Origin of the sequence: Paraburkholderia sp. GV068 (assembly GCF_003058125.1) — a bacterium.
Taxonomy (GTDB): Bacteria; Pseudomonadota; Gammaproteobacteria; order Burkholderiales; family Burkholderiaceae; genus Paraburkholderia; species Paraburkholderia graminis.
In genome coordinates this window covers 184171-205912 of the sequence record NZ_QBUB01000002.1, presented here as the reverse complement: position 1 = coordinate 205912, position 21742 = coordinate 184171, and the positions used below count along the sequence as shown (strand labels likewise).

Sequence of the window (21742 nt, the reverse complement as noted above, 5' to 3'; positions counted from 1 at the left end):
CTTCCACTCATGCCAGTGCGATTCGCGCGCGACCCGTGACCGGTCGCGCGCATCAGGGAACCGCCATGAAGCATCACTTTGAACAGTTGCGGCTCGATTCGGTGAGCCGCAGTTTCACGAATGCGGAAGGCCAGTCGATCGCGGCGCTGCAAGGGCTCGATCTGGACATCCGGCGCGGCGAGTTCATCGCATTGCTGGGACCGTCGGGCTGCGGCAAGTCGACGGCGCTCAACTGCATCGCCGGCTTGCAGCCGTTGAGCGGCGGCGGCATCTGGCTCGACGACAAACGTATCGACGTATTGCCGCCGGAAAAACGCGGCTTCGGCATGGTGTTTCAGAACTACGCGCTGTTTCCGCACATGAGCGTGCTCGACAACGTTGGCTTCGGTCTGAAGATGCGCGGCGTCGGCAAAAGCGAAATCATGCGGCGCGCGCGTGAGGCGCTGCAACTCGTGCAGCTCGTCGGCCACGAACGCAAGTTGCCGGGACAGCTTTCCGGCGGCCAGCAACAGCGCGTGGCGATTGCACGCGCCATCGTGATCGAGCCGCCGCTGATTCTGATGGACGAACCGCTTTCGAATCTCGACACGAAGCTGCGCATCGAAATGCGCGCGGAGATCCGGCGCATTCACAGCCAGCTCGAACGCGCGACGCTGTACGTCACGCACGATCAGGACGAAGCGCTTTCAATGGCTGATCGCATCGTCGTGATGAGAGAGGGCGTCGTGCAGCAGGTCGCGACGCCGAAAGAGGTGTACACGCGTCCGCGGAATCTGCATGTCGCGCGTTTCATGGGCTATCGCAATGTCGCCGAATTCACACTCGAAGGCACGCAAGGCGAAGGCGTTCTGGTGAGCGCAGACGGCGTGCGTCTGATCGGCACGCCGATGGCCGGGTTCAACAGCAAGCGCGTGAGCGTCGCGCTGCGTCCAGAAGACATGGAACGCGCGGCGCCTGGCGCGGAGAACGCGTTCGATGCGTTGGTCACCGTCGTCGAATATGGCGGCAACAGTTCGCTGCTGCGCGTGAAGACCGCGTTCGGCGAATTGTGGGCGCGCGTGGCCGGCGAATTCGAAGAGGGCGAGCGCATCAGCCTGCGCGTGCCGCCGTCGCGCACGCTCGTCTACGACGCCGAGGCGGCACAACCATGAATACGCCGACGTATCCCGCGCCTGTTCCGCCGACCGCGCCCACCGCTCGCGCAAGACAGCGCGACGGTAAGGCCTGGCTTGTTACGCCTGCGCTGCTCGTCATCGTCGCGTTGTTCATCTATCCGTTCGCGTACGGCCTTGCGTTGTCGTTCCGGCCGATGAACGGCGGCAGTGCATGGGCCAACTATCTGACGTTCTTCACCGACACGTCGATGTGGCCGACCATCATCGTCACGCTGAAACTCGCGGTGCCGGCGACGCTGATCAACGTCGGCGTGTCGGTGCCGGTCGCGTTCGCATTGCGTCGGCATTCGCGTTATCAGAAGTTCGTGACGACGTTGCTGGTGATCCCGGTCACGCTCGGCACCGTGCTGATCGCCGACGGCATGCTCACTTACTTCGGACCCAACGGCTGGTTTCCGCAGGCGCTGCAGGGCCTGCATCTCTATACGCGCGAAGTGCGGCTCACGCATAACTTCTGGGGCGTGCTGATTTCGCTGATCGTCTCGGGCTTTCCGTTCGCGTTTCTGTTGACGCTCTCGTATGTGACCGGCATCGATCCGACGCTCGCGAGCGCCGCGGCCACGCTCGGCGCGAGTCCGTGGGAGCAGTTCCGCCGCATCTATTTGCCGCTGCTGATACCGGGCTTGACGATGGCCGCGTGTCTTTCGTTCGTGCAGGCGTTTTCGGTGTTTCCGTCGGCGGTGCTGCTGGGTGCGCCAGCGGGGCCGACGCGCGTGATGTCGATTGCCGCCGCCGAAGCCGCGTTCGAAAGCTACGACTATTCGCTCGCGTCGGCGATTGCGATGGTGATGGGCTTCGTGCAACTGCTGGTAGTCGTCGCGATGCTCGGCGCGCGCCGCCTGTCGTATAGCGGCCCGGCAACAGGAGGCAAAGGCTGATGACGAGCGAACATCGCGGCGCGCCGGGCTCATGGCCAAGATCCGCATCCACGCAGCAGGGCGACGACGCCCGCGAACCCCACAAGCGCGCGAAGCAGCGCGCGAGCGTGCCGGGCCGCGTGTGGCGTGTGATCGTGTGGGGCGCGATGGTGTTCTTCCTCGTCAACGTCGTGCTGCTGATCGCGACGGTGGCGGTCAACTCGATCGCGACGCGCTGGTTCGGCACCTTGCTGCCGCAAGGCTTCACGTTGCATTGGTATGCGCAGGCGTGGAGCGATTTTCAACTGGCGAGCGTGCTGTTGGTCACGGTCGAAGTGGTCGGCGCGGTCGTGCTGTTGTCAGTGCTGCTCGGCGTGCCCGCGGCCTATGCGCTTGCGCGCGTGCAGTTTCCCGGCAAGCGCCTCGCGATGCTGATATTCCTGTTGCCGTTGATGGTGCCGCCCGTCACTTACGGTATTCCGATGGCGACCGTGATGTACAAGGTCGGCCTCGCCGGCACGCTGAGCGGCGTGATACTCGCGAACCTCGTGCCCGCGCTGCCGTTCGTGATTCTGGTGATGACGCCATTCATCGAACAGATCGATCCGAATCTGGAAGCGGCGGCGCGCATCTTCGGCGCCAACACATTCCGCTATTTCCGCTACGTGCTGCTGCCGCTGCTCGTGCCCGGCATGCTTGCCGCCGCGCTGCTCGTGCTGGTGCGGACCATCGGCATGTTCGAGCTGACGTTTTTCACTGCCGGACCCGCGACGCAAACGCTCGTGGTCGCGTTGTACTACGCGGTGTTTTCAACGGGCGTGCGCGCGCCGCAATCCATCGACGCGATGGCGATGATCTACATGGCGATCACGCTGATCTGGGTGTTGATCGCGCTGCAGTTCGTGAGCCCGACGCAGATCGTCTCGCGCGTGAAGGAGCAGAAGCATTGAGCGGAGCCGCGCATCGCGCGCGGCTCACACGTGGGCCCACACGCGAGGCTTATTCGCCGACGCGATAAACGCGCCCCGTTTGCGCGCCTTCCACGCTGCGCAGATACGCTTGCGCGGCGCGTTGCGCGGTGACCGGCTCGAAGCCGCGGAAGTACGGCGCATAGCTTTCCATCGATTCGCTCAGCACTGTCGGGCTCACGACATTGATGCGAATACCGCGCGGCAGTTCGATCGCCGCGCCTCGCACGAAACCTTCCAGCGCGAGATTCACGGTCGTCGCATTCGTGCCTTCGCGGATCGGCTCGTCGGCGAGAATGCCGCTCGTCAGCGTGAACGAGCCGCCGTCGTTCACATAGTTCTGCCCCGCGAGCACGACGTTGATCTGTCCCATCAGCTTGTCGCGCAGGCCGACCCAGAACTGCTCGCTCGTCATTTGCGGCAGCGGTCCGAAATGCACTTTGCCGATGGTCGTGACCACGCCATCCACCTTGCCGATCTCGCGAAAGAGCCGCTCGACGCTCGCAGGGTCCGTGCTGTCCACCTGATACTGGCCGCGCGTCGCGCCCACTTCGATGACTTCATGCCGAGCCTTCAGCTCCGCGCTCACTGCCTGGCCGAGTGTGCCGGTGGCGCCGATCACGAGGATCTTTTTCATTTACCGCTCCGTCGAGTTGATGTGCGCCGATTGTGCACCGCGCCGCATGGCAGAAAAACGCCCGGCGGCGAGCAGGTCTCGCAACCACCGGTTTGTAATCGAAGACATCCGATAAAAAACGCGCATTGCTATTTAAACGGTGTGCGCGCTGTTATCTCCGGGCCACTCGGCTTCATCGCCGTGATTCAAACACGCGCGCAAACCACATGATTATCTAACTCGATGTATTTCGATCACGCGCGTAGGCCGCAAATGATTAAGGGCATAATGGATGCGGCCGCGTTCACCGCGATTCTCGCCCGCACGCGAATAGTCGAAGAGATCCTCTGCGGAATGGATTCCCTGCGGCTCGACCATGCCTTTGTCGACGACGGTATAGCCAGGCTCGAGCGCAAGCAGCAGATGATTGCCGCCGACCCGGCTGTCGAATCCCGCCATGCCGTCGAGCGCTTCCGCCACGCTGTTGACGAGCGTCGCGTTGCTGGTCGTGATTTCGTCGACGGCAATGGGGCTTTGACCCGCAATGCGCGCGGCTTCGTGGTTCTTGCCGTCGGTGTCCACGGTGCTGTCGTGCGTGCGGTCGTTATACAGTTCCGCGCTGCATGAGTGGCTTTTGACGGTTGCTTTGGGCGCGTCTGCGGAATTGTCGATAGTGCTGTTCATATGCATTCTCCTTTCAGGAAGTGTGGTCCCCGAGAGCAAGGTCCGTTCCTTTTGCAGGGCGATTGCGTTCGCGCGTCTTTCGTTTTTTTTAATGAACGCGCATTTTCTACAGAGTATGATCATACTCCGGCGTGGAATTGCTGCCGCTGTTTGCAAACGCGGCGCGATGAACGCGGGCTTACTTAAAACATTCTACGGGGCCGTCAGGGCGGGTGACATATGCACTTTGATGCTGCATTCACACATCGCGGCTATTTGTTAAATTGCGCACCGGCGCGCGCCGGCGATGGCAAGTGGCAGCCTTACGTGGTCATCTCGCGCTCGAGCGACGGCGAGCTCGTCGCCAACCGTTTTTTTCCAACCGACCTTTGCTTCCCCGACGAAGCGACGGCCATCGCCCATGCGCGCGATTGGGCCGTGCGCTGGATCGACGCGAGCAGCGTGACCATCTGAGCGGGCAGTTGCGCCTGGACTTGCATTCGCGCTTCGCGCAATGCTGCGCGAGCCCGCGCAAAACGCGGTAATCTCTCGGGACAATCACTCCATACCGTGCTCGCCGCACGGCGCTGTCCGTTTATGCCTAATGTGCCTTCCCAGAACTGGGGCCTCGAACAGATCGTCGCGGACTTGCGCGCGTCGCGTGAAGAACTGCATCGCACGCGGCATCCGCTCGGCATTCGCGAGTTGCCGTCACGCGAAGCGGTGGTCGGCATCGTCGCCGGCTTGCGTGCCGCGCTGTTTCCCACGCACTATGGCGCGCCCGATCTGACTGACGAAACCGTCGACTACTACGTCGGCCATACGTTAGAAAGCACCTTGCGTTTGCTCGCCGAACAGATTCGCCGTGCGCTGCGATTTCTGCCGGAACACGCGCAAACGCCGGAGGCCGAGTTGCGCGAGCGCGCCTTCGAAGTGGCTCGCCAGTTCGGCACGCAGTTGCCGGGCATTCGCGCGCTGCTTGTCAGCGACATTCAGGCCGCGTTCACCGGCGACCCGGCCGCGCAGCACATCACCGAAATTCTGCTTTGCTATCCGGGCGTATGGGCGATGACGCATCATCGTCTCGCGCATGCGCTGCATCGTCTCGGCGTGCCGTTGCTCGCGCGCTTCATCAACGAGATCGCGCACTCCGCGACCGGCATCGACATTCACCCAGGCGCGACGATCGGCCCGAGTTTTTTCATCGACCACGGCACGGGCGTCGTGATCGGCGAAACGGCGATCATCGGCGAGCACGTGCGCGTGTACCAGGCGGTGACGCTCGGTGCGAAGAGCTTTGCCGCCGATGTCGACGGCACGCTCATCAAAGGCAATGCGCGGCATCCTATCGTCGAGGACCACGTCGTGATCTACGCCGGCGCGACCATTCTCGGACGCGTGACGATCGGGCGCGGCTCGGTGATCGGCGGCAATGTGTGGCTCACGCATAGCGTGCCGCCCGGCAGCAGCGTCTCGCAAGGCAAGGTGCGCGAAGGCGAGCGCGGCGACGAAGGGCGGCGCTGATGCCCGCGCGCGACGGGACGCGTGGCCGCGTCCACATGCCCCGTTGCGCGATTGCCGGCGTCGAGGCGACCGTCGCCGAAACCGCGCGCGCGTTTCCGCGACATTCGCATGACCGGTTCGGCGTGGGCGTGATCGTCAGCGGTGGACATAAGTCGGCGAGCGGCCGCGGTCCCGTCGAAGCGCGCATGAACGACGCGATCATGGTCAACCCCGGCGAAGTGCACGACGGCAGTCCGCTCGACGAGCGCGGCCGCGCGTGGCACATGCTGTATTTCGAGCCGTCGATGCTCGTCAGCGCCGCAGCCGAACTGAACGCGACCGAAGCCCGCGAGGTCGAGCTCACGCAGCCGGTCGCGCACGATCCGCTACTCAAGCATTTGTTCGAACGATTGTTTGCGATGGCCGTGCAGCCTTCCGCGCGTGACGATCTCGCGTGTGAACAGGCGCTGGTCGAGTTGGTCGCGCATTTGCTGTCCGCGCATGCAACGTGTCGGGCAACCGGTCATGCGCGTATGTTGGGCACGAGTTCGGTTGCGACTATCGCGCACGCGAAAGCACGCATCGACGACGACCCCGCCGCGCCGCTCACACTCGCCGATCTCGCCGATGAAGCGGGCATTAGCCGCTTTCAGTTACTGCGAGCTTTCGCGCACGAAACGGGCTTGCCGCCGCACGCGTACCGGATGCAACGGCGCGTGGTGCTGGCGCGGCAATTGATAGCGCGCGGCGTATCGCTTGCCGACGCGGCGGCTGCGGCCGGCTTCGCCGATCAGAGTCACATGACGCGGGCTTTCGTGCGCCTGCTCGGTGTTACGCCGGCCAACTATGCTGCAGCGATGCGTTAAACAGCGTGGGGGGACGCGTGAGCCGAGCGGCGCTTCGATGCGCGTTCGGCATGAAGCCCGCCGCTAGAACCGCAAATGCTTCAGCACGTCGAGTTCGCGCATGCCGGGCAGCCCCACATGCCGACCGATAAACCAGGCCGCGGCCCATGAAGCGGCGACCACGATCAGATCGCAATGTCCGCTATTCCATAGGTTCAACGAATGCCGTCCGGCGATCCACGGTACGCCGAGCGGGTTCGGCCAGTCGGCGAGCAGATGCATCAGTCCGCCGCATGCGAAGCCGAAGGCTGCGGCCGCATAGATGGAGTGCCCGAGCTGGAAGTATGAAACCGCGAGCGATGCGATCCAGCCGATGCCCCAGTGCGTCAACGTACGGTGCGTGATCCACAGCTTGCGTTTGCGCGACCACCAGGCGACTTCGAGCCAGTCGGGCGCCGTGCTTCCCGCGACGCCCGCGATAAAGCTCATCAGTACGCCGAGATAAAACAGGCCGTCGTGGCCGCCGCCCGTGTGCATGACGAGCGCCGCGGCAATGGCGCCGGCCGCGAAACCGGTTGCATGATGTGCGTTGCTGGATGCCATCGGAATGAGTGGCGCGCCGCGCCGCGTGAAGAAGAAGGGGCGGCTATGTTCGCAGATGCCCGCCCAAAAAAATAGCCGGGACGCCGAACTAAAAGTTCATCTCCCGGCATGGCGCGTGAAGCGCGAGTCATGCGCGCATCACATGAGAACGAGCATGCCTCGCACAAACCTCACGTCGCGCATCGCGCAATGTTAAAGCGCATTTCCGGTTCCGGCGGATCGTCGGGCGCATTGGCCGGATGCATCACCTTGATGACGGAGCCGGCGTTCGACGGCGTCAGCGTGACGAAGTACGAATTGTTCGAGTCGGAGCCGACTGCGATTTCGGTCGCGGTGCCGACGCGCGACAGACGCACTCGCGACAAACGGCTTTCCAGGCAACTCGCGACGTACGCGGGCGCGCGCTGCGAGGACACATAGATCATGGGCTGCGACGGGTCGCGCGCGGAAGGTCCGCTGGACGAGCCGCAAGCCGCGAGTGTCGCAATGACAGCGGTGGTGGAAGCGAGCAGAAAGATTCGTTTCATGTCGATGTCGTCGGCGTCCGTGGTCGGGCGCGGGAACTTGGGGGCGGGCGAAGCATGACGTGCGCCGTGCACCAATCAATGCGCTTGCTAATGCAGCGGCCAACGCAATGCACGCTTCGCGACAAAGCCGCTCTTCGTCGGTTTGACAATCGTGCTGCAAGCACGATTTCAATCGCGAGCAAGAAGCGGACGCCCGAGTATACCCAGCACGCATTCGCGCCGTCACTTCCGTTACAAGCTGATACGTCGCTGCGTTTTTGAGCGGCTTTTATAGAGGCTTTGCAAGCGGCCGCGCACATCGCCAGATGCCCGCTTCGACTTGTCCGTTCGTCATAGTGCGGCGTTCCGCGCGCTCAAGGCAGGTAGAATTGCAGGCTCGACATGTGTACTAGTCCAGCGAAAGTGAGTGAACCTGCAATGACCGACCCCAACCTTCCATCGTCCGATCCTGCTCTTTCCACGACGGAAGGCTCGTCCGCACCGGACGCCGCGCAACTCGAAGGCGAGCTGGACGTGGTCCACGAAGACCGTCTTTGGCGCGACGACGGCTGGACCGCGCGCGTCATCAAGAACGAAGACGACGAAGGCTGGGCCGTCGCAATGATCAAGGACGGCGAAGCGGAACCCGCGCTCGTCGGCCCGTGGACGATGGGCCGCAACAAGAAAGACCCAAAGCCGCTCGACACCGGCGCATTCAACACGCTCGTCAAAACCGCGTCGGAAGTATTGCGCCGTCATGAGCAGCAGTTGCGCGCGCAGCTTCACAAGGCCGTACGTGTGCCGAGCGCGGACGGCAACGACGAGCTCGACATCACGCTCGACATCGTGCCCGACGAAGACGAGCCGTACGCGCTGCTGACCGCGCTCGACACCTTCGGCGAGCAGCTCGCGCAAGTGCAGGTCGCGCCGAATTTCAAGCTGAGCAAGGCGAGCGCTTCGGCGTGGGTCGAAAACGAATTCCGCCGTCCTGGCTGAAAATCCCGCTCGCAAAGGAATGAGCAGCGCAGGGCAAGGAATGAGCAGCGCAGGGTAGGCGCCGCAAGTATTACCAACGGCTGTCAATATACTTTCACATTCGCTTCATAGAATCCTCGCGTCATAGCGGCGCGAGCGTGAACCATGGTTTCGATCCGGGTCGTGCCGGCTGTGAGTCAACCCACGCCACCACAACCAGGATTACGACAACATGGCAGAGCCGTTCGATCTCTCCCGCCGCAAGGCCCTGAAACTGTTTGCCGGTGTACCGATGCTGCCGTTAGGCGGCCTCGCCACCGCGTCCATGTTGAGCGCCTGCGGAGGCAGCAGCAACGATCTCGCGACGACAGTCAAACCGGTTGCCAGCTTCGTGTCGGCGGCTTTCGGTTCGATGGCCGCGCCGACGCTGGCCGACCCCGCGGCGATGGCAAAGACCACGGTCGCCTCCACGCTGACGGTGCAGTTGAGCGACGGCAGCAGCCGCGCGTTCAAGCTGTCGTATCAGCCGTTTTTCATCACCGGCGACATGGTGCCGAACATTCAGGGCGGGACGATTCTCGCGGGCGGCTACGTCGACATCAACAATCAGCCGATCGTCGATCAATCCGTGGCCGGCAAGGAGCGCCAGTTCTATTCCGATTGCCCGGACGGCAGCTCGCTGATTCGCCTCGACAATCCCACGGTCAAGGGCATCAAGGGCAAGGCGGTGTTCGCTGTCGTCCAATTCGAATACGCCACGCGCGATCAGAGTCTCGTGTCGATTTACGGCCAGTTGCCGTCGCCGATTGCCGTGCTCACGCTCGACCAGGACCAGGCGACCGGCAAGCTCACGCTGGTCGGCTATCACAACGTGGATACGTCGAAGGTGCATGGCTTGTGGATCACGTGCGGCGCAAGCCTGTCGCCGTGGAATACGCATTTGTCGAGCGAAGAGTACGAGCCGGACGCGGCGACGATCTCTTCCAATAGCCAGTTCAAGGGCTTTAGCCGCAACCTGTACGGCAGCGACACCGCGGCGAATCCGTATCACTACGGCCATCTGCCTGAAGTGACCGTGAATCCCGACGGCACCGGCAGCATCAAGAAACATTACTGCCTCGGCCGCATCTCGCACGAACTGGTTCAGGTGATGCCGGACAAGCGCACCGTGCTGATGGGCGACGACGCCACCAACGGCGGCCTCTTCATGTTCATCGCGGACCGCGAAGCGGACCTGTCGGCGGGCACGCTGTACGTCGCCAAATGGACGCAGGTGTCGTCGAGCGGGGCGGGCGCGGCGACGCTGTCGTGGATCAACCTCGGCCACGCGACGAGCGCCGAAATTGAGGCACTCGCGAACACGCTGACCGCGGCCGACATCATGGACGTCAAGACCGCCGATCCCGCCGACGCGTCGTACACGAAGATCAATTTCAACGGCACGTTCAACTGGATTCGCGTGAAGCCGGGCATGAACAAGGCCGCGACTTTCCTGGAGACGCATCGCTACGCGGCGCTTGCCGGCGCGAGCATGGGCTTCACGAAGCTCGAAGGGACGACCGTCAATATCAAGGACAAGGTGCTGTATTCGGCGATGTCGCGTATCGAGAAGTCGATGGTGCGCGGCAATGCGGCATCGACGGATGTCGCGGTCGACAAAACCATCAGCGCCGGCGCGGTCTACGCGCTGAACATGAAGGGCGGCCAGCTCGATCGCAGCGGCGGCGCGATCAATAGCGAATGGGTGCCGGTCGACATGGCGGCGCCCGCCGCACTCGTCGGCGAGGATCTCTCCACGGCGGACGCGCTCGGCAACACCGCGAATCCCGAGCGCATCGCAAACCCGGACAACCTCAAATTTTCGGAGAAGCTGCGCACGCTGTTCATCGGCGAGGACAGCGGCATGCACGTGAACAACTTCCTGTGGGCGTACAACGTCGACACGAAGACGCTCTCGCGCGTGCTGTCATCTCCGGCCGGCGCGGAATCGACAGGCCTGCACGCGGTCGATGAAATCAACGGCTGGACCTACGTGATGAGCAACTTCCAGCACGTCGGCGATTGGGAAAGTCCGCTGCACGACAAGGTCAAAGCGACGCTCGATCCGCTCGTGCGCGCCAACTATAAGGACCGCTTCGGCGCGACGGTCGGCTATCTGACGGCCGATCCGACGTCGATCAAGCTGTAACTCTCGCACCCGAGGCGGCGCGTGCCTGCATCGAATCGCCCATGCGCGGGGCGCCCATGCGCGGGGCGCCCATGCGCCGCCTCAGCTCCGCTTGCAGAAGATCGCCGTGATGAGCGGCGCCACGCGGTGCACGATCGCCGTCCCGCCGGCCGACGTCACCGCGTTCTTCACCTTCGATTCGCTCCCGAACACGACCACGCCATAGGCCGAGCGCGCGACCGGCTCGCCGTCTCCCACGCGGAACATCGGGTCGTCCTTTTCGTAGCCGACCACCGCGAAAACGTGAAATCCGAATGCGCTGAGGTCTGCGCCTTGCGCGGGAGAGAATGCGTTGATCGAATTGCTTTCGACCCGCGTCGGTTTCGGATCGATCAGTTGCTGCCCGGCCAGATCGGCGATGAACTGATGGCCGGTTTCATTGCAGGCGAGCGGCGCGTCGAGCGCGGCGGCATACACGGCGAGCGGCAGCGCGCCGGCCGCGATAGCGAGGACGGCACGGCATAAGGCACGCGATACGGAAGAAGAAAAAAAGCGTTTCATGGCACGGACGGCGGCATAGTCGATCTGGCGCGATGTAGTGTCGATATAGTGTCGATGTAGCGTGTCTACAACGCGCGGCGCGGCGATAAACTCAGAGCAGGCAGCTCGCGAAGACGTTGCGCATTGGTGCGATCGCGCGAGGCCGGCCCAGCAGGACTCGCACTTTATCGCGGTTCGGCAAATCCTGCTTCATTCGCTGTAGGTGACAAATCATCGCAAGTCGTCGGCAAAGCATTAGCAAATTACCGGCAAACGGTTAGCAAACGATTAGCGAGCCCGATAAACCGCAAAGAAACTGACGCGAAGAAAGCAATCTTTCGCGATCCCGTATATATTTCCGGGTTATGAATTCAACACCGCACACTCCAATTAATGTGCCGCCGCCCAAGACCTGGGACGCGCGGCTGGCCCGCCGGCTCGTGACTCCGCTCGTGAACACGCGTGTTTCGCCCAATCATCTGACTACGCTGCGTCTGTTGATCGGCGTCGCAGGCGCGCTGTGCCTCGCGCGCGGCGGCTTCGCATGGGCCAATGCGGGCGCGGTGCTGATCGTGCTCTCAAACTTTGTCGATCACACCGACGGCGAGCTTGCGCGCATCAGCGGCAAGACGAGCCGGATCGGTCATTTTTACGACCTGGCTTCGGACGCGCTCGTCACCGTCATGCTGTTCATGGGCATGGGTATCGGCGCAGGCGCGTCGAATCTCGGCGGCTTCACCGTGGATGCCGGCTGGCTTGGCGCCGTCGCGGGCGTCGCGGTCGCGCTGATTTTCTTTCTGCGCATGCGTATCGAGGAAATGGCGGGCAAGGCGGGCACGAAGCAGGCGGCCGTCGGCGGCTTCGAGACCGAAGACGTACTGTATCTGCTGCCCATCGTCACGTTGACGAGTGTGACGATGCCGTTCGTCGTCGCCGCGTCGATCGGCGCGCCGCTCTTCGCGGTGTGGGTCATGATCGACTACTGGCGCGTGGTGCGCCGCACGGCGCAGCCGTCCGCGGCGGCTGCGGCTGCCACCGAAACGACTCAGGCGTGGGCAGGCAAATGAGTACACACGCCGAAGACGACGTGAGCGCATCGATTCCCGAACAACACGCCGCGGCTGCGCTGGACATAGCCCCGGCAGTTCCCGCAGCCCCGGCAGCGCCGGACGCCGACCGTGCCGTCGCGAGCCGCACGCGCGCATTCGACACTCCGCGGCTGCGCAAGGACTTCGCCGATCAGGGCGCGTTCCTCTACATGGAGGACTTCCTCGCGCCCGAAGTCACCGCGCAGCTCGTACACAGCGCGCGTGCGCTGCTCGACGAAGTCAACCGCAACTATCTGCCGGGCCACAAGCAGGGCGGCAGCGTGAGCCGTCATACGATCGACCGCCTCGCGCCGTTCATCGCCGAGCTGTATCGCTCGAAAGAGCTGATCGGCTGGCTCGAACAACTGAGCGGCGACAAGCTGCAAGTGTCGCCGGCCGACGATCCGCACGCCTACGCGCTGTATTACTACACGCGGCCTGGCGATCACATCGGCTGGCACTACGACACTTCGTACTACGACGGCCGCCGCTACACGTTGCTGCTCGGCGTGATCGACGAATCGTCGTGCCGGCTCGACTATGAATTGCATACGCGCAATCCCGATGTGCCGGACCAACCCGGCTCAGTGCAAATTCCGCCGGGCGGCCTGGTGTTTTTCGACGGCGACAAGCTGCGCCATCGCATCACGCCGGCCGGCCCGAACGAAATGCGCGTATCGCTCACGTTTGAATACGTCACGGACCCGAACATGCGTCCGTGGCGCCGTTTGATTTCCAACATGAAAGACGCGATTGCTTATTTCGGCTTCCGCCAGGTGTTTCGTCAAATGACTCAGGCGAATACCCGCGGTACTCGCAAGGACCGCGCATGACTCGCGCGGCCCTGATTCTGCTGTCGATCGGGACGGCGCTGTTTGTCGGCCTGCTCGCATGGCAGGGTTTCGGCTCGGTCGCCTCGACGCTGCTCGCGGCCGGCTGGGGGCTCGCGCTCGTCGCGGCGTTTCACGTCGTGCCGCTCGCACTCGACGCGGTCGCGATCTCCGTCCTGTTGCCGCGCGGCCGCGAGCGGGCGCCTCACCCGCAGCAGCATCTTGCAGTGCGCGACGCGCTGTTCGCCCGCTGGATCGGCGAATCCGTGAACAGCCTGCTGCCGGCCGGCCAGATCGGCGGGCCTGTGGTGATGGTGCGGCAACTGTCGCAGCGCGGCATGCGCATGCGCGACGCGGCCGCGGCCATCACGGTTAGCACGACGGCCCAGGCGCTCGCGCAAATCATCTTCGCGCTGTTCGGGCTGCTGACGTTCGGCGCCTATGCCGCGCACGGCGCGCTGCACGACCTGCAAACCGCGACGTGGATCGCAACGGCGGTGCTCGGCGGCATGATCGTCGGTTTTTACTATGCGCAGCGGCGCGGGCTGTTCGGCCGGCTGCTCGGCGTATTGTCGAAAGTGTTCGGCAAGCGCGACTGGTCCGGGCTGATGAACCGCGCCGAAGCCGTCGACGCCGCCGTGCAGGCCATGTACCGCGAGCGCGGCCGGGTCGCGGCGAGCTTCGCGCTCAGCCTCGCCGGCTGGATCGTCGGCACGGTGGAAGTGTGGCTCGCGCTGCGCTTTCTCGGCCATCCCGTCGACTGGGTCGACGCGCTGCTGCTCGAAAGCCTGGGCCAGGCGATTCGCGGCGCGGCTTTCATGATTCCGGGCTCGCTCGGCGTGCAGGAAGGCGGTTATCTGCTGCTCGCGCCGCTGGTCGGCTTGCCGCCCGACGCGGCGCTCGCGCTCTCGCTGACCAAGCGCGCGCGCGAAATCCTGCTAGGCTTGCCGGGTCTGCTGGTTTTGCACTTCAGCGAAAGAAGCTGGCAAAGGCGGCGTGCCCTTGGGCGCGTTCCCGCTGTCGATTAAACTCCGTATCTTTTCAAAGGACCGCGCATGCGTGCCATCATTCTCGCTGCGGGCCTCGGCCTGCGTCTCCAGCAACCGCCGGAAGCCCAGTTCCCGAAATGCCTGTTGCAGTTCGACGGCTTGAGCCTGCTCGAGCGGCATCTGCAGATGCTCGAAACCGCCGGCGTGACCGAAGTCGTGCTGGCGCTCGGCTTTCAGCCCGAGTCGGTGCAGGCGGAACTGGCGCGCATCAACTGGCCGCACGCGGTCGAAACCGTGCTGAACACGCGCTATGACCTCGGCAGCGTGCTGACGGTGCACACGGTGGCCGAGGCGCTCACGCGCGGCGGCGACGTCCTGCTGATGGACGCCGACGTGCTCTACGACGAGCGCATCCTGGCCGCGCTGGTCGCGGGCGAAACGGTCAACCGTCTGTTGATCGACCGCGACTTTGAAGCCGGCGACGAGCCCGTCAAACTGTGTCTGAAAGACGGCGTGCCGGTCGAGTTGCGCAAGCAGCTTGCCGTGAATCTTGAGTACGACACGATTGGCGAGTCGGTGGGCTTCTTCCGTTTCCGCGAAGAAACCGCGCGGCGCTTTGCGGAAATCGTCGCGGGTTATGTCGACAGCGGCCGGGCCAACCTGCCGCACGAGGAAGCCGTGCGCGACCTGCTGCTCGAGCGCAGCCAGGTGTTCGATACGGCCGACGTGACCGGCGCGCCGTGGATCGAGATCGACTTCCCGAACGACGTGGCGCGCGCCACGACTGAGATCCTGCCGCAGTTGCAGCCGCTCGTCAGCGCTTCACGCTGAGTCCTCACTGACTCCTCGCTAAGCGCGTTTGACGCACACGACAAAGAGCCGGCTCGATGCCGGCTCTTTGTCGTTCAAGGTCTATACGAGCACCATCGGCAACAACATACGTCGCCGATGCAATGCCATAATCGACGCTTTACGCCGACGGCCTTGTCACCCGTCGCCCTGCCAATGCCCTTCGCTTTAGGCGCTTTCATCGTCCCGCTGATCGTCGCGTGCGCGATGTTCATGGAAAACGTGGACGGCACGGTTATCGTGACGTCGCTGCCCGTGCTGGCCCGCGATCTCGGTCAGGACCCCATCACGCTAAAGCTCGCCGTCACCGCGTATGTGATCGGCCTCGGCGTCTTCATTCCGATTTGCGGCTGGGTCGCGGACCGCTTCGGCTCGCGCACCGTGTTTCGCACGGCAATCGGCATTTTCATGGCCGGCTCGCTGATGTGCGCGGCGTCCACGTCGCTCGGCATGTTCGTGGTCGCGCGCTTCGTGCAAGGCATTGGCGGCGCGATGATGGTCCCGGTCGGCCGCATCATCATTTTCCGTTCGGTGCCGAAGTCGGACTTCATACGCGCGGTCAATTATCTGACGGTGCCCGCGTTGCTCGGGCCGGTGGTCGGTCCGCCGCTCGGCGGATTTATCACGACGTATCTGCATTGGCGCCTGATCTTCTTCGTCAATATTCCGATCGGCCTGTTCGGCATCTGGCTGGCGAACAAGCACATCGCCAATGTGCGCGAGGCGCATCCGGGCCCGCTCGACTGGACCGGCTTTCTGCTGTCCGCGAGCGGCGCGTCGCTCTTCATGCTCGGGCTTTCGCTGGTGGGCGGCGAACTCGTGTCGAATCCGGTGTCGTTCGGCATGTGCGGCGTCGGCGTCGTGCTGCTCGTGATTTATGTGTTGTACGCGAATCGCGTGGAAGCGCCGGTGCTCGATCTGCGCCTGTTGCGCATTCCCAGTTTTCACGCGAGCGTGGCGGGCGGATCGCTGTTTCGCATTGGCCTCGGCGCGGTGCCGTTTCTGTTGCCGCTCGCGTTGCAGGAAGGTCTCGGCATGACCGCATTCGTGTCGGGTTCGATCACCTGCGCTTCCGCGTTCGGCTCGATCTTCATGAAGGCGGCGGCCTCACGCATACTCGGACGCTTCGGCTTTCGCACGGTACTGATGTTCAACGCGGGCTGTGCGGGCGTGGCGATTGCAGTCTACGGCCTGTTCTTTCCCGGCACACCGCACTGGTTGATCTGGTGTGTCGTGCTGTTCGGCGGTTTCTTTCCGTCGCTTCAGTTCACTTCGCTGAACACGTTGGCGTATGCCGACATTCCGAGCCGCGACGTCGGCCGCGCGACGAGTGTCGCCAGCGTGATCCAGCAGATTTCGCTCGGGCTCGGCGTGACCATCGCGGGCATCGTGCTGCAGATTTCGCACAACGTGCAGGGCCATTCGAGCATCGTGTTCTCGGACTTCTGGCCGGCGTTCGTGGTGGTTGGCCTGTTCTCGTTCCTGTCGATTCCGGTCACCGCACGCCTGCCGCACGACGCCGGCGATGAAATCGCACGCGGCCGCCGCGGCACCGCGTGACCGCATGAAGCGGCGCGATAAGCGCCGCGCTGACGCTACACCGCTTCCTTCACCGCGCGCAGGAACTGCTGCGTGCGCTCATGCTGCGGGGCGCTGAAGAACTGCTGCGGCGGACCTTGCTCGATGATCTTGCCTTGCGAGAAAAAGCACACACGGTCCGCGAATTCGCGCGCGAAGCCCATCTGATGCGTGACCATCAGCATGGTCAGATTGTGCTCGCTGCCGAGACGGCGAATCACGTTCAGCACCTCGCCGCACAACTCGGGATCGAGCGCCGACGTCACTTCGTCGAACAGCATCACCTTGGGCCGCATCGCCAGCGCCCGCGCAATCGCGACGCGCTGTTGCTGACCGCCCGACAACTGCGACGGATAGTGATTGCACTTGTCCTCGAGGCCGACGAGCGACAGCAGATCGCGTGCGCGCTCGGTCGCTTCCTTGCGCGACAGGCCGAGTACCTGCATCGGCGCTTCGATCGTATTGGCGAGCGCCGTCATGTGAGGAAACAGGTTGAAGCTCTGAAACACCATGCCGATCTTGCTGCGCACGCGCCGCAAATGTTTCAGCGATGCGGGCACCAGCTCGCCGTTCTTGCGCATATGCGTGAGCGGCTCGCCGTCTACTTCGATCATGCCGCCCGTGAGCGGGTCGAGTGTCATCAGCACGCGCAGCAACGTCGACTTGCCCGAACCGCTCGGACCGATGATCGCGACTTTCTCGTTGCGGCCAATATCCAGGTCGAGTTCGTCGAGCACCGTCAGCGCGCCATAGCGCTTCGTGACGCCGGCGAAGCGCACCATGGGCGCCTCGCCCGGTGCGCCGGCCTGCGGGTCGAGTACGGAAGCGGGATCGTCTCGTTTCATCGGGTTCTCCACGGATAAGGCCGAATGCGGCGGGGTCGGGGTGTCGACGTCGGTTCTCACGGTCATGGCAACCTCAGACCGTACTCGAGCCGCCGCACGAGTTGCGCGAACGTGATGCTGATTAACAGAAAGAAGATGCCGGCCAGCGTAATCGGCTCGAGATAGCGAAACGTTTCTGAGCCAATGTTCTTCGCCTGCTGCATCAATTCGACGACGGTAATCGCCGACAGCACCGGCGTGTCCTTGAACATCGCCACCAGGTAATTGCCGAGCGCGGGAATCACCGGGCGAATCGCCTGCGGCAGAATCACGCCGCTATACGTGCGCCACGGCGACAACGACAACGCGCAAGCCGCTTCCCACTGGCCGCGCGCCACGCCGTTCAGTCCCGCGCGATACACCTCCGACGTGTAGCACGCGTAATGCAGCGCGATACCCACAGTGCCCGCCGTCAATGCGGACATCGTGATGCCATACACGGGCAGCACATAAAACAGTACGTAGACCTGAATCAGCAGCGGCGTGCTGCGAATGAATTCGACGATAAAGCCGACTGTGCGCGACACGGCCTTGACCGGACTGCGCCGCAGCACGGCCAGCACGAGGCCAAGCACGAGCGCGATCGCAAAGCCGATCAACGTGATGAAGATCGTGTACATCGACGCGCGCAACAGCGCCGGCAGAATCTGCTCCGCGTAATGCAGGTCGAAGAAGCTGTTCATCGGGCGGCCCTCTGGAGAATGCCGTGGCTCACGCGGCGCTCGAAATGCCGCATCAACGCAACCAGAATCTGCGCGAGCACGAAGTAGATGACGAGCGTGAGCATGAAAATCTCCGCGGTCTTGAAGGTCGCTTCGTCGAGTTGCCGTGCGCGAAACGTCAGATCGGAGAGCGTAATCAGCGACACGAGCGAGGTGCCCTTGAGCAACTCGATCATCAGATTGGTCGCGGGCGGCAGCGCATTGATCATCGCTTGCGGCAATATGATGCGGCGCATTCTGGTGAGTGGCGACATGTTGAGCGCGAGCGCGGCCTCGAATTGTCCGCCGGGCACCGAACGCAACGCGCCACGCAAAATCTCGGAACCGTACGCGCCGTAATGCAAACCGAGTCCGACGATAGCCACCGTAAACGGCGTCATTTCGATGCGAAACGGCGGCAGCGGCAGCACGAAGAAAAACCAGAACAGTTGCACGAGCAACGAGGTGCCGCGGAATATCTCGACGTACGCATTGCCGAGCCAGCGCAGCGGCGTCCACGGCGCGAGCTTGGCTGCGGTCGCGATAAACGCCATCGCGATCGCGAGCACCGTGGCCAGCGCGGCGATCTCGACCGTCACGAGTGTGCCTTGAAGCAGCAGGGGAAACAGTTCACGCATGGCGGGTCCTCGCTTGCATGACGGCATGTGCGCGTGCACACGCTTTTGAATTCAGGGCCGGCGTTGGCCGGCACGCCCGAGACTCGCTCACTTGCCGCAGATGTCGGCGGCGGTGCGCGTCGTCAGATTGGTTTTGTCGAAACCGAATGCGCCGACAGTTTGCAGATGATCGGGCGTGCCGAGCCAATCGTGCAATTGCTTGTTGACCGCATCGCGCAGGTCCGTGTCTTCGGGGCGGAATGCGAGCGCGCCGTAGCCGGTGTGCTTCGGGTCGCCCTTGAAATTGGCAACCGCTTCCACCTGGTCGGAGGCTTTCGCGGCGAGGCCCTTCATGGTCAACGCGGTGCCGGCCGCGGCGTCGGCGCGGCGCGCGCGCACGGCCTGCAATTGCGCGGTCGTGTCCGGCACCTGCATGAGCTGGGCGTCTTTCACGCCGGCATCGCGCGAATTGGCGAGTTCCACCGCGCCCGCCATCACCGCGAGCTTGATGTCGGGCTGCTTGCCGATATCCGCGTAGCTATGAAGATTCTTCGGATTGCCTTTGGGCACGAGCAGCGTGTCCTGGATCTGATACTGCGGATTCGCGAACGCGACCTGCTTGCAGCGCTCCGGCGTGATGTACATGCCGGCCGCGATCACGTCGAAGCGGCCCGCGCGCAGGCCAGGAATCAGCGAGCCCCATTCGGTCAGCACGCCGTCCACTTTCTTCACGCCCATCCGCGCAAAAATCTTGCGGGCGATTTCCGGAGACTCGCCGGTCACCTTGCCGTCCGGCGTCGTGTACGCGAACGGCGCTTCGTTCGCGTAGCCGATACGCACTTCGCCGGTGCGCTGGATGCGCTGCAACGTCGTTTCAGCCGACGCATGTTGCGCCGCCATGCTCAGGGTCGCCGCGGCGACGCAGAGGGCTCCCAGCAATCCTGAAGTGCGCTTCGCTTTCATATCGATTCCGTTGATAGCAGTGGTGAATGATGTGGTGAATGAGGTGATGAATTAGGCGTCTTGCCCGGCCTTCCGCCGCAACCTTGAATGCAGCATACAAAGCCAATTTTTTAATCCGATTGCTCTAGGACAATAATTTTCTGGGCCTGTTTCGCGGCAGTATGGGAAGCGGGAATAGGCGGCGCGGCGGGCTTATACGCGGCTGTCGGGCAAGGGTATACGACGACAGGACAGGCGCAGTAACGCGTCGCACGAGCCGCGACATCGAATGACGGAGGATGCAAGTGATTGGGCAGTGGCGTGATGCGGTGCGTGCGGTGCACGGCGTGGAGTCGAAGTACAAACGGCTGGTGAAGGCGATTGCGGGCGATATCGAAAGCGCGTCGCTGCCTGCGGGCGCGCGGCTGCCGCCGCAACGCGATGTCGCCGCGGAACTCGCGATCAGCGTGCAGACGGTGACCAACGCCTATAAGGAGCTCGAGCGGCAAGGGCTGATTCGCTGCGAGGTCGGGCGCGGCAGTTTCGTTGCGGCGCGCGTCACGGAAACCATGTCGAACTACATGCTCGACACGGCCGAGCGCTCGGTGGTCGACTTTTCGATTGCGCGCATCATTCATACGCCCGAGCACGATGCGATGTGGCGCAAGGTCTGCGCGACGCTGTCCACGCTCGACGACCAGCCGTGGATTCGCGCATTCCGGCCGATTGCCGGCTTCGAGCATCATCGGCAGGCGGGCGTGGCGTGGCTCGCGTCGTTGGGCATGCCGGCTTCGGCGGATACGTTGCTCGTGACGAACGGCGCGGCGCACGGCATCTTTCTCGCGCTCGCCTCGCTCGTCGGTCCCGGCGATACCGTGCTGTGCGAAAGCCTCACGGATCACGGCGTGATCGGCTCGGCCAACGTGCTCGGCTTCACGCTGAAGGGACTCGAAATCGACGAATACGGCATCCATCCCGAGCATTTCGAAGAGATGTGCGACAGCGAGCGGATCAGTGCGCTCGTCTGCACGCCCACGCTGAACAATCCCACTGTCGCGATGATGCCCGACTCGCGCCGCCGGGCGATCGCACGGATTGCGGAGCGCTACGGCGTGTACGTGATCGAGGACGACGTCTACGGACCGTTGCCCGCCAAGGCCGCGACGCCGATTGCGAGCCTCATCCCCGAGTTGTCGTTCTACTGCACGAGCATGACGAAGTCGGTGCTGACGGGCTTGCGCATCGGCTATCTGACCACGCCGCGGCGACTCGCGCTACGCGCGGAAAGCGTGTTGCGCGTGAGTAGCTGGATGGCCACGTCGCCGATGGCCGAGGTCGCGACGCGCTGGATCGTCGACGGCACAGCGGAGCGCCTCGTGCAGGTTCAGCGCGAACGGCTCGGACGACGCCAGGCGCTGCTTCAGCAAACGCTCGGCGGCTATGTGCTTGGCGCGCATCCGCAAGCGCTGTCCGCGTGGCTGCGCGTGCCCGAGCACTGGCAGGCCGAGCGGCTCGTGCGGGAACTGCGCAATCGCGACATCGCGGTGACTTCCGCCGATCCGTTTCTCGTGCGCGGCGCGGACCGGCCGAACGCAGTGCGCGTGTGTGTCGGCGCGGAAGTGAGCGACGATACCTACAAGGCGGCGCTCGACACGATGCGCGAGGTGTTCGAGCAGTATCCTCAGGTGCACGATTTCACATAAACGCTGCATGGCTCGCGCAGTGTGCGCGAAATGAACTAGGACAATAGAAATCGTTTTTTAGAACATTAGACTGGGCTGCATTCAAACGATGCGGCCGCAGCCGGCATGACGCGTTAGTCGTCGTGAAGCAGCGCAGGCATCGA

Annotated in this window: 23 protein-coding genes; 14 read left to right on the top strand and 9 right to left on the bottom strand. The window is 63.5% G+C overall.

What is annotated here, in order from left to right:
- The first annotated feature begins 65 nt into the window (after positions 1-65).
- From C8K18_RS05845 to C8K18_RS05835, 3 genes are read left to right on the top strand one after another with little or no spacing between them, the layout of a single operon-like run.
- Positions 66-1151: an ABC transporter ATP-binding protein gene (locus tag C8K18_RS05845; protein WP_107706923.1), complete on the top strand. Its 1086-nt coding sequence runs from the start codon at positions 66-68 to the stop codon at positions 1149-1151.
- Positions 1148-2053: an ABC transporter permease gene (locus C8K18_RS05840; RefSeq protein WP_006049643.1), complete on the top strand. Its 906-nt coding sequence runs from the start codon at positions 1148-1150 to the stop codon at positions 2051-2053. The genes C8K18_RS05845 and C8K18_RS05840 overlap by 4 nt, the downstream gene beginning before the upstream one ends.
- Positions 2053-2982: an ABC transporter permease gene (locus C8K18_RS05835; RefSeq protein WP_107706922.1), complete on the top strand. Its 930-nt coding sequence runs from the start codon at positions 2053-2055 to the stop codon at positions 2980-2982. Before C8K18_RS05840 ends, C8K18_RS05835 begins: the two co-directional genes overlap by 1 nt.
- 49 nt (positions 2983-3031) lie before the next feature.
- Here C8K18_RS05835 and C8K18_RS05830 read toward each other — a convergent pair whose 3' ends face one another.
- Positions 3032-3637, bottom strand: coding sequence for a short chain dehydrogenase (locus tag C8K18_RS05830; RefSeq protein ID WP_107706921.1), 606 nt, complete (start codon positions 3635-3637; stop codon positions 3032-3034).
- A 210-nt stretch (positions 3638-3847) separates the two neighbouring features.
- Positions 3848-4300: a DUF3005 domain-containing protein gene (locus C8K18_RS05825; RefSeq protein WP_107706920.1), complete on the bottom strand. Its 453-nt coding sequence runs from the start codon at positions 4298-4300 to the stop codon at positions 3848-3850.
- 219 nt (positions 4301-4519) lie between these two features.
- On the opposite strand from C8K18_RS05825, the gene C8K18_RS05820 reads away from it, so the two are divergent.
- From C8K18_RS05820 to C8K18_RS05810, 3 genes are all read left to right on the top strand, one after another.
- A complete protein-coding gene (locus C8K18_RS05820; protein ID WP_006049639.1) occupies positions 4520-4753 on the top strand; it encodes a hypothetical protein in 234 nt (77 codons plus the stop codon).
- Between the two features lie 123 nt (positions 4754-4876).
- The gene (gene epsC, locus C8K18_RS05815; protein ID WP_006049638.1) at positions 4877-5803 is read left to right on the top strand and encodes a serine O-acetyltransferase EpsC; all 927 of its coding nucleotides are present in this window, start codon (positions 4877-4879) and stop codon (positions 5801-5803) included.
- Complete coding sequence (locus C8K18_RS05810; protein ID WP_107706919.1) at positions 5803-6648, top strand: AraC family transcriptional regulator; 846 nt, start codon at positions 5803-5805, stop codon at positions 6646-6648. Before epsC ends, C8K18_RS05810 begins: the two co-directional genes overlap by 1 nt.
- A 63-nt stretch (positions 6649-6711) precedes the next feature.
- On the opposite strand, the gene C8K18_RS05805 is transcribed toward C8K18_RS05810, so the two are convergent.
- On the bottom strand, positions 6712-7230 hold the full coding sequence (locus tag C8K18_RS05805) for a metal-dependent hydrolase (RefSeq protein WP_107706918.1): 519 nt from the start codon (positions 7228-7230) through the stop codon (positions 6712-6714).
- 170 nt (positions 7231-7400) lie between these two features.
- Positions 7401-7832 (bottom strand): sugar ABC transporter ATPase, encoded by a 432-nt coding sequence (locus C8K18_RS05800; RefSeq protein ID WP_374710168.1) that lies wholly within the window; start codon positions 7830-7832, stop codon positions 7401-7403.
- A 342-nt stretch (positions 7833-8174) separates the two neighbouring features.
- On the opposite strand from C8K18_RS05800, the gene C8K18_RS05795 reads away from it, so the two are divergent.
- Complete coding sequence (locus tag C8K18_RS05795; RefSeq protein WP_029966850.1) at positions 8175-8732, top strand: hypothetical protein; 558 nt, start codon at positions 8175-8177, stop codon at positions 8730-8732.
- A 211-nt stretch (positions 8733-8943) separates the two neighbouring features.
- On the top strand, positions 8944-10899 hold the full coding sequence (locus tag C8K18_RS05790) for a PhoX family phosphatase (RefSeq protein WP_107706917.1): 1956 nt from the start codon (positions 8944-8946) through the stop codon (positions 10897-10899).
- A gap of 81 nt (positions 10900-10980) precedes the next feature.
- Here C8K18_RS05790 and C8K18_RS05785 read toward each other — a convergent pair whose 3' ends face one another.
- Positions 10981-11439, bottom strand: coding sequence for a hypothetical protein (locus C8K18_RS05785; RefSeq protein ID WP_107706916.1), 459 nt, complete (start codon positions 11437-11439; stop codon positions 10981-10983).
- 344 nt (positions 11440-11783) lie between these two features.
- Here C8K18_RS05785 and C8K18_RS05780 point away from each other — a divergent pair, with 344 nt between their 5' ends.
- From C8K18_RS05780 to C8K18_RS05760, 5 genes are all read left to right on the top strand, one after another.
- Entirely contained in the window at positions 11784-12485 is a 702-nt protein-coding gene (locus C8K18_RS05780; RefSeq protein ID WP_029966842.1) for a CDP-alcohol phosphatidyltransferase family protein, read from the top strand.
- Positions 12482-13339, top strand: a complete 858-nt coding sequence (locus C8K18_RS05775; RefSeq protein ID WP_029966840.1) for a 2OG-Fe(II) oxygenase — start codon at positions 12482-12484, stop codon at positions 13337-13339. Before C8K18_RS05780 ends, C8K18_RS05775 begins: the two co-directional genes overlap by 4 nt.
- Positions 13336-14364 (top strand): lysylphosphatidylglycerol synthase domain-containing protein, encoded by a 1029-nt coding sequence (locus C8K18_RS05770; RefSeq protein ID WP_006049629.1) that lies wholly within the window; start codon positions 13336-13338, stop codon positions 14362-14364. The genes C8K18_RS05775 and C8K18_RS05770 overlap by 4 nt, the downstream gene beginning before the upstream one ends.
- A gap of 27 nt (positions 14365-14391) precedes the next feature.
- Positions 14392-15156 carry an NTP transferase domain-containing protein gene (locus C8K18_RS05765; protein ID WP_029966836.1) on the top strand — a complete coding sequence of 255 codons (765 nt, stop codon included), beginning with the start codon at positions 14392-14394 and terminating at the stop codon, positions 15154-15156.
- 174 nt (positions 15157-15330) lie between these two features.
- Positions 15331-16734 carry an MFS transporter gene (locus C8K18_RS05760; protein ID WP_029966834.1) on the top strand — a complete coding sequence of 468 codons (1404 nt, stop codon included), beginning with the start codon at positions 15331-15333 and terminating at the stop codon, positions 16732-16734.
- Between the two features lie 35 nt (positions 16735-16769).
- Here the strand turns inward: C8K18_RS05760 and ehuA are convergent, their stop codons facing one another.
- From ehuA to ehuB, 4 genes are all read right to left on the bottom strand, one after another.
- Positions 16770-17597: an ectoine/hydroxyectoine ABC transporter ATP-binding protein EhuA gene (gene ehuA / locus C8K18_RS05755; RefSeq protein WP_053859969.1), complete on the bottom strand. Its 828-nt coding sequence runs from the start codon at positions 17595-17597 to the stop codon at positions 16770-16772.
- 62 nt (positions 17598-17659) lie between these two features.
- Complete coding sequence (gene ehuD / locus C8K18_RS05750; protein WP_006049624.1) at positions 17660-18319, bottom strand: ectoine/hydroxyectoine ABC transporter permease subunit EhuD; 660 nt, start codon at positions 18317-18319, stop codon at positions 17660-17662.
- Entirely contained in the window at positions 18316-18975 is a 660-nt protein-coding gene (gene ehuC, locus C8K18_RS05745) for an ectoine/hydroxyectoine ABC transporter permease subunit EhuC (RefSeq protein WP_029966830.1), read from the bottom strand. The genes ehuD and ehuC overlap by 4 nt, the downstream gene beginning before the upstream one ends.
- An 87-nt stretch (positions 18976-19062) precedes the next feature.
- Positions 19063-19917: an ectoine/hydroxyectoine ABC transporter substrate-binding protein EhuB gene (gene ehuB, locus C8K18_RS05740; protein ID WP_006049622.1), complete on the bottom strand. Its 855-nt coding sequence runs from the start codon at positions 19915-19917 to the stop codon at positions 19063-19065.
- 278 nt (positions 19918-20195) lie between these two features.
- Between ehuB and C8K18_RS05735 the strand changes: the two genes are divergently transcribed.
- The gene (locus C8K18_RS05735; RefSeq protein WP_029966828.1) at positions 20196-21599 is read left to right on the top strand and encodes a PLP-dependent aminotransferase family protein; all 1404 of its coding nucleotides are present in this window, start codon (positions 20196-20198) and stop codon (positions 21597-21599) included.
- Positions 21600-21742: the final 143 nt, after the last annotated feature.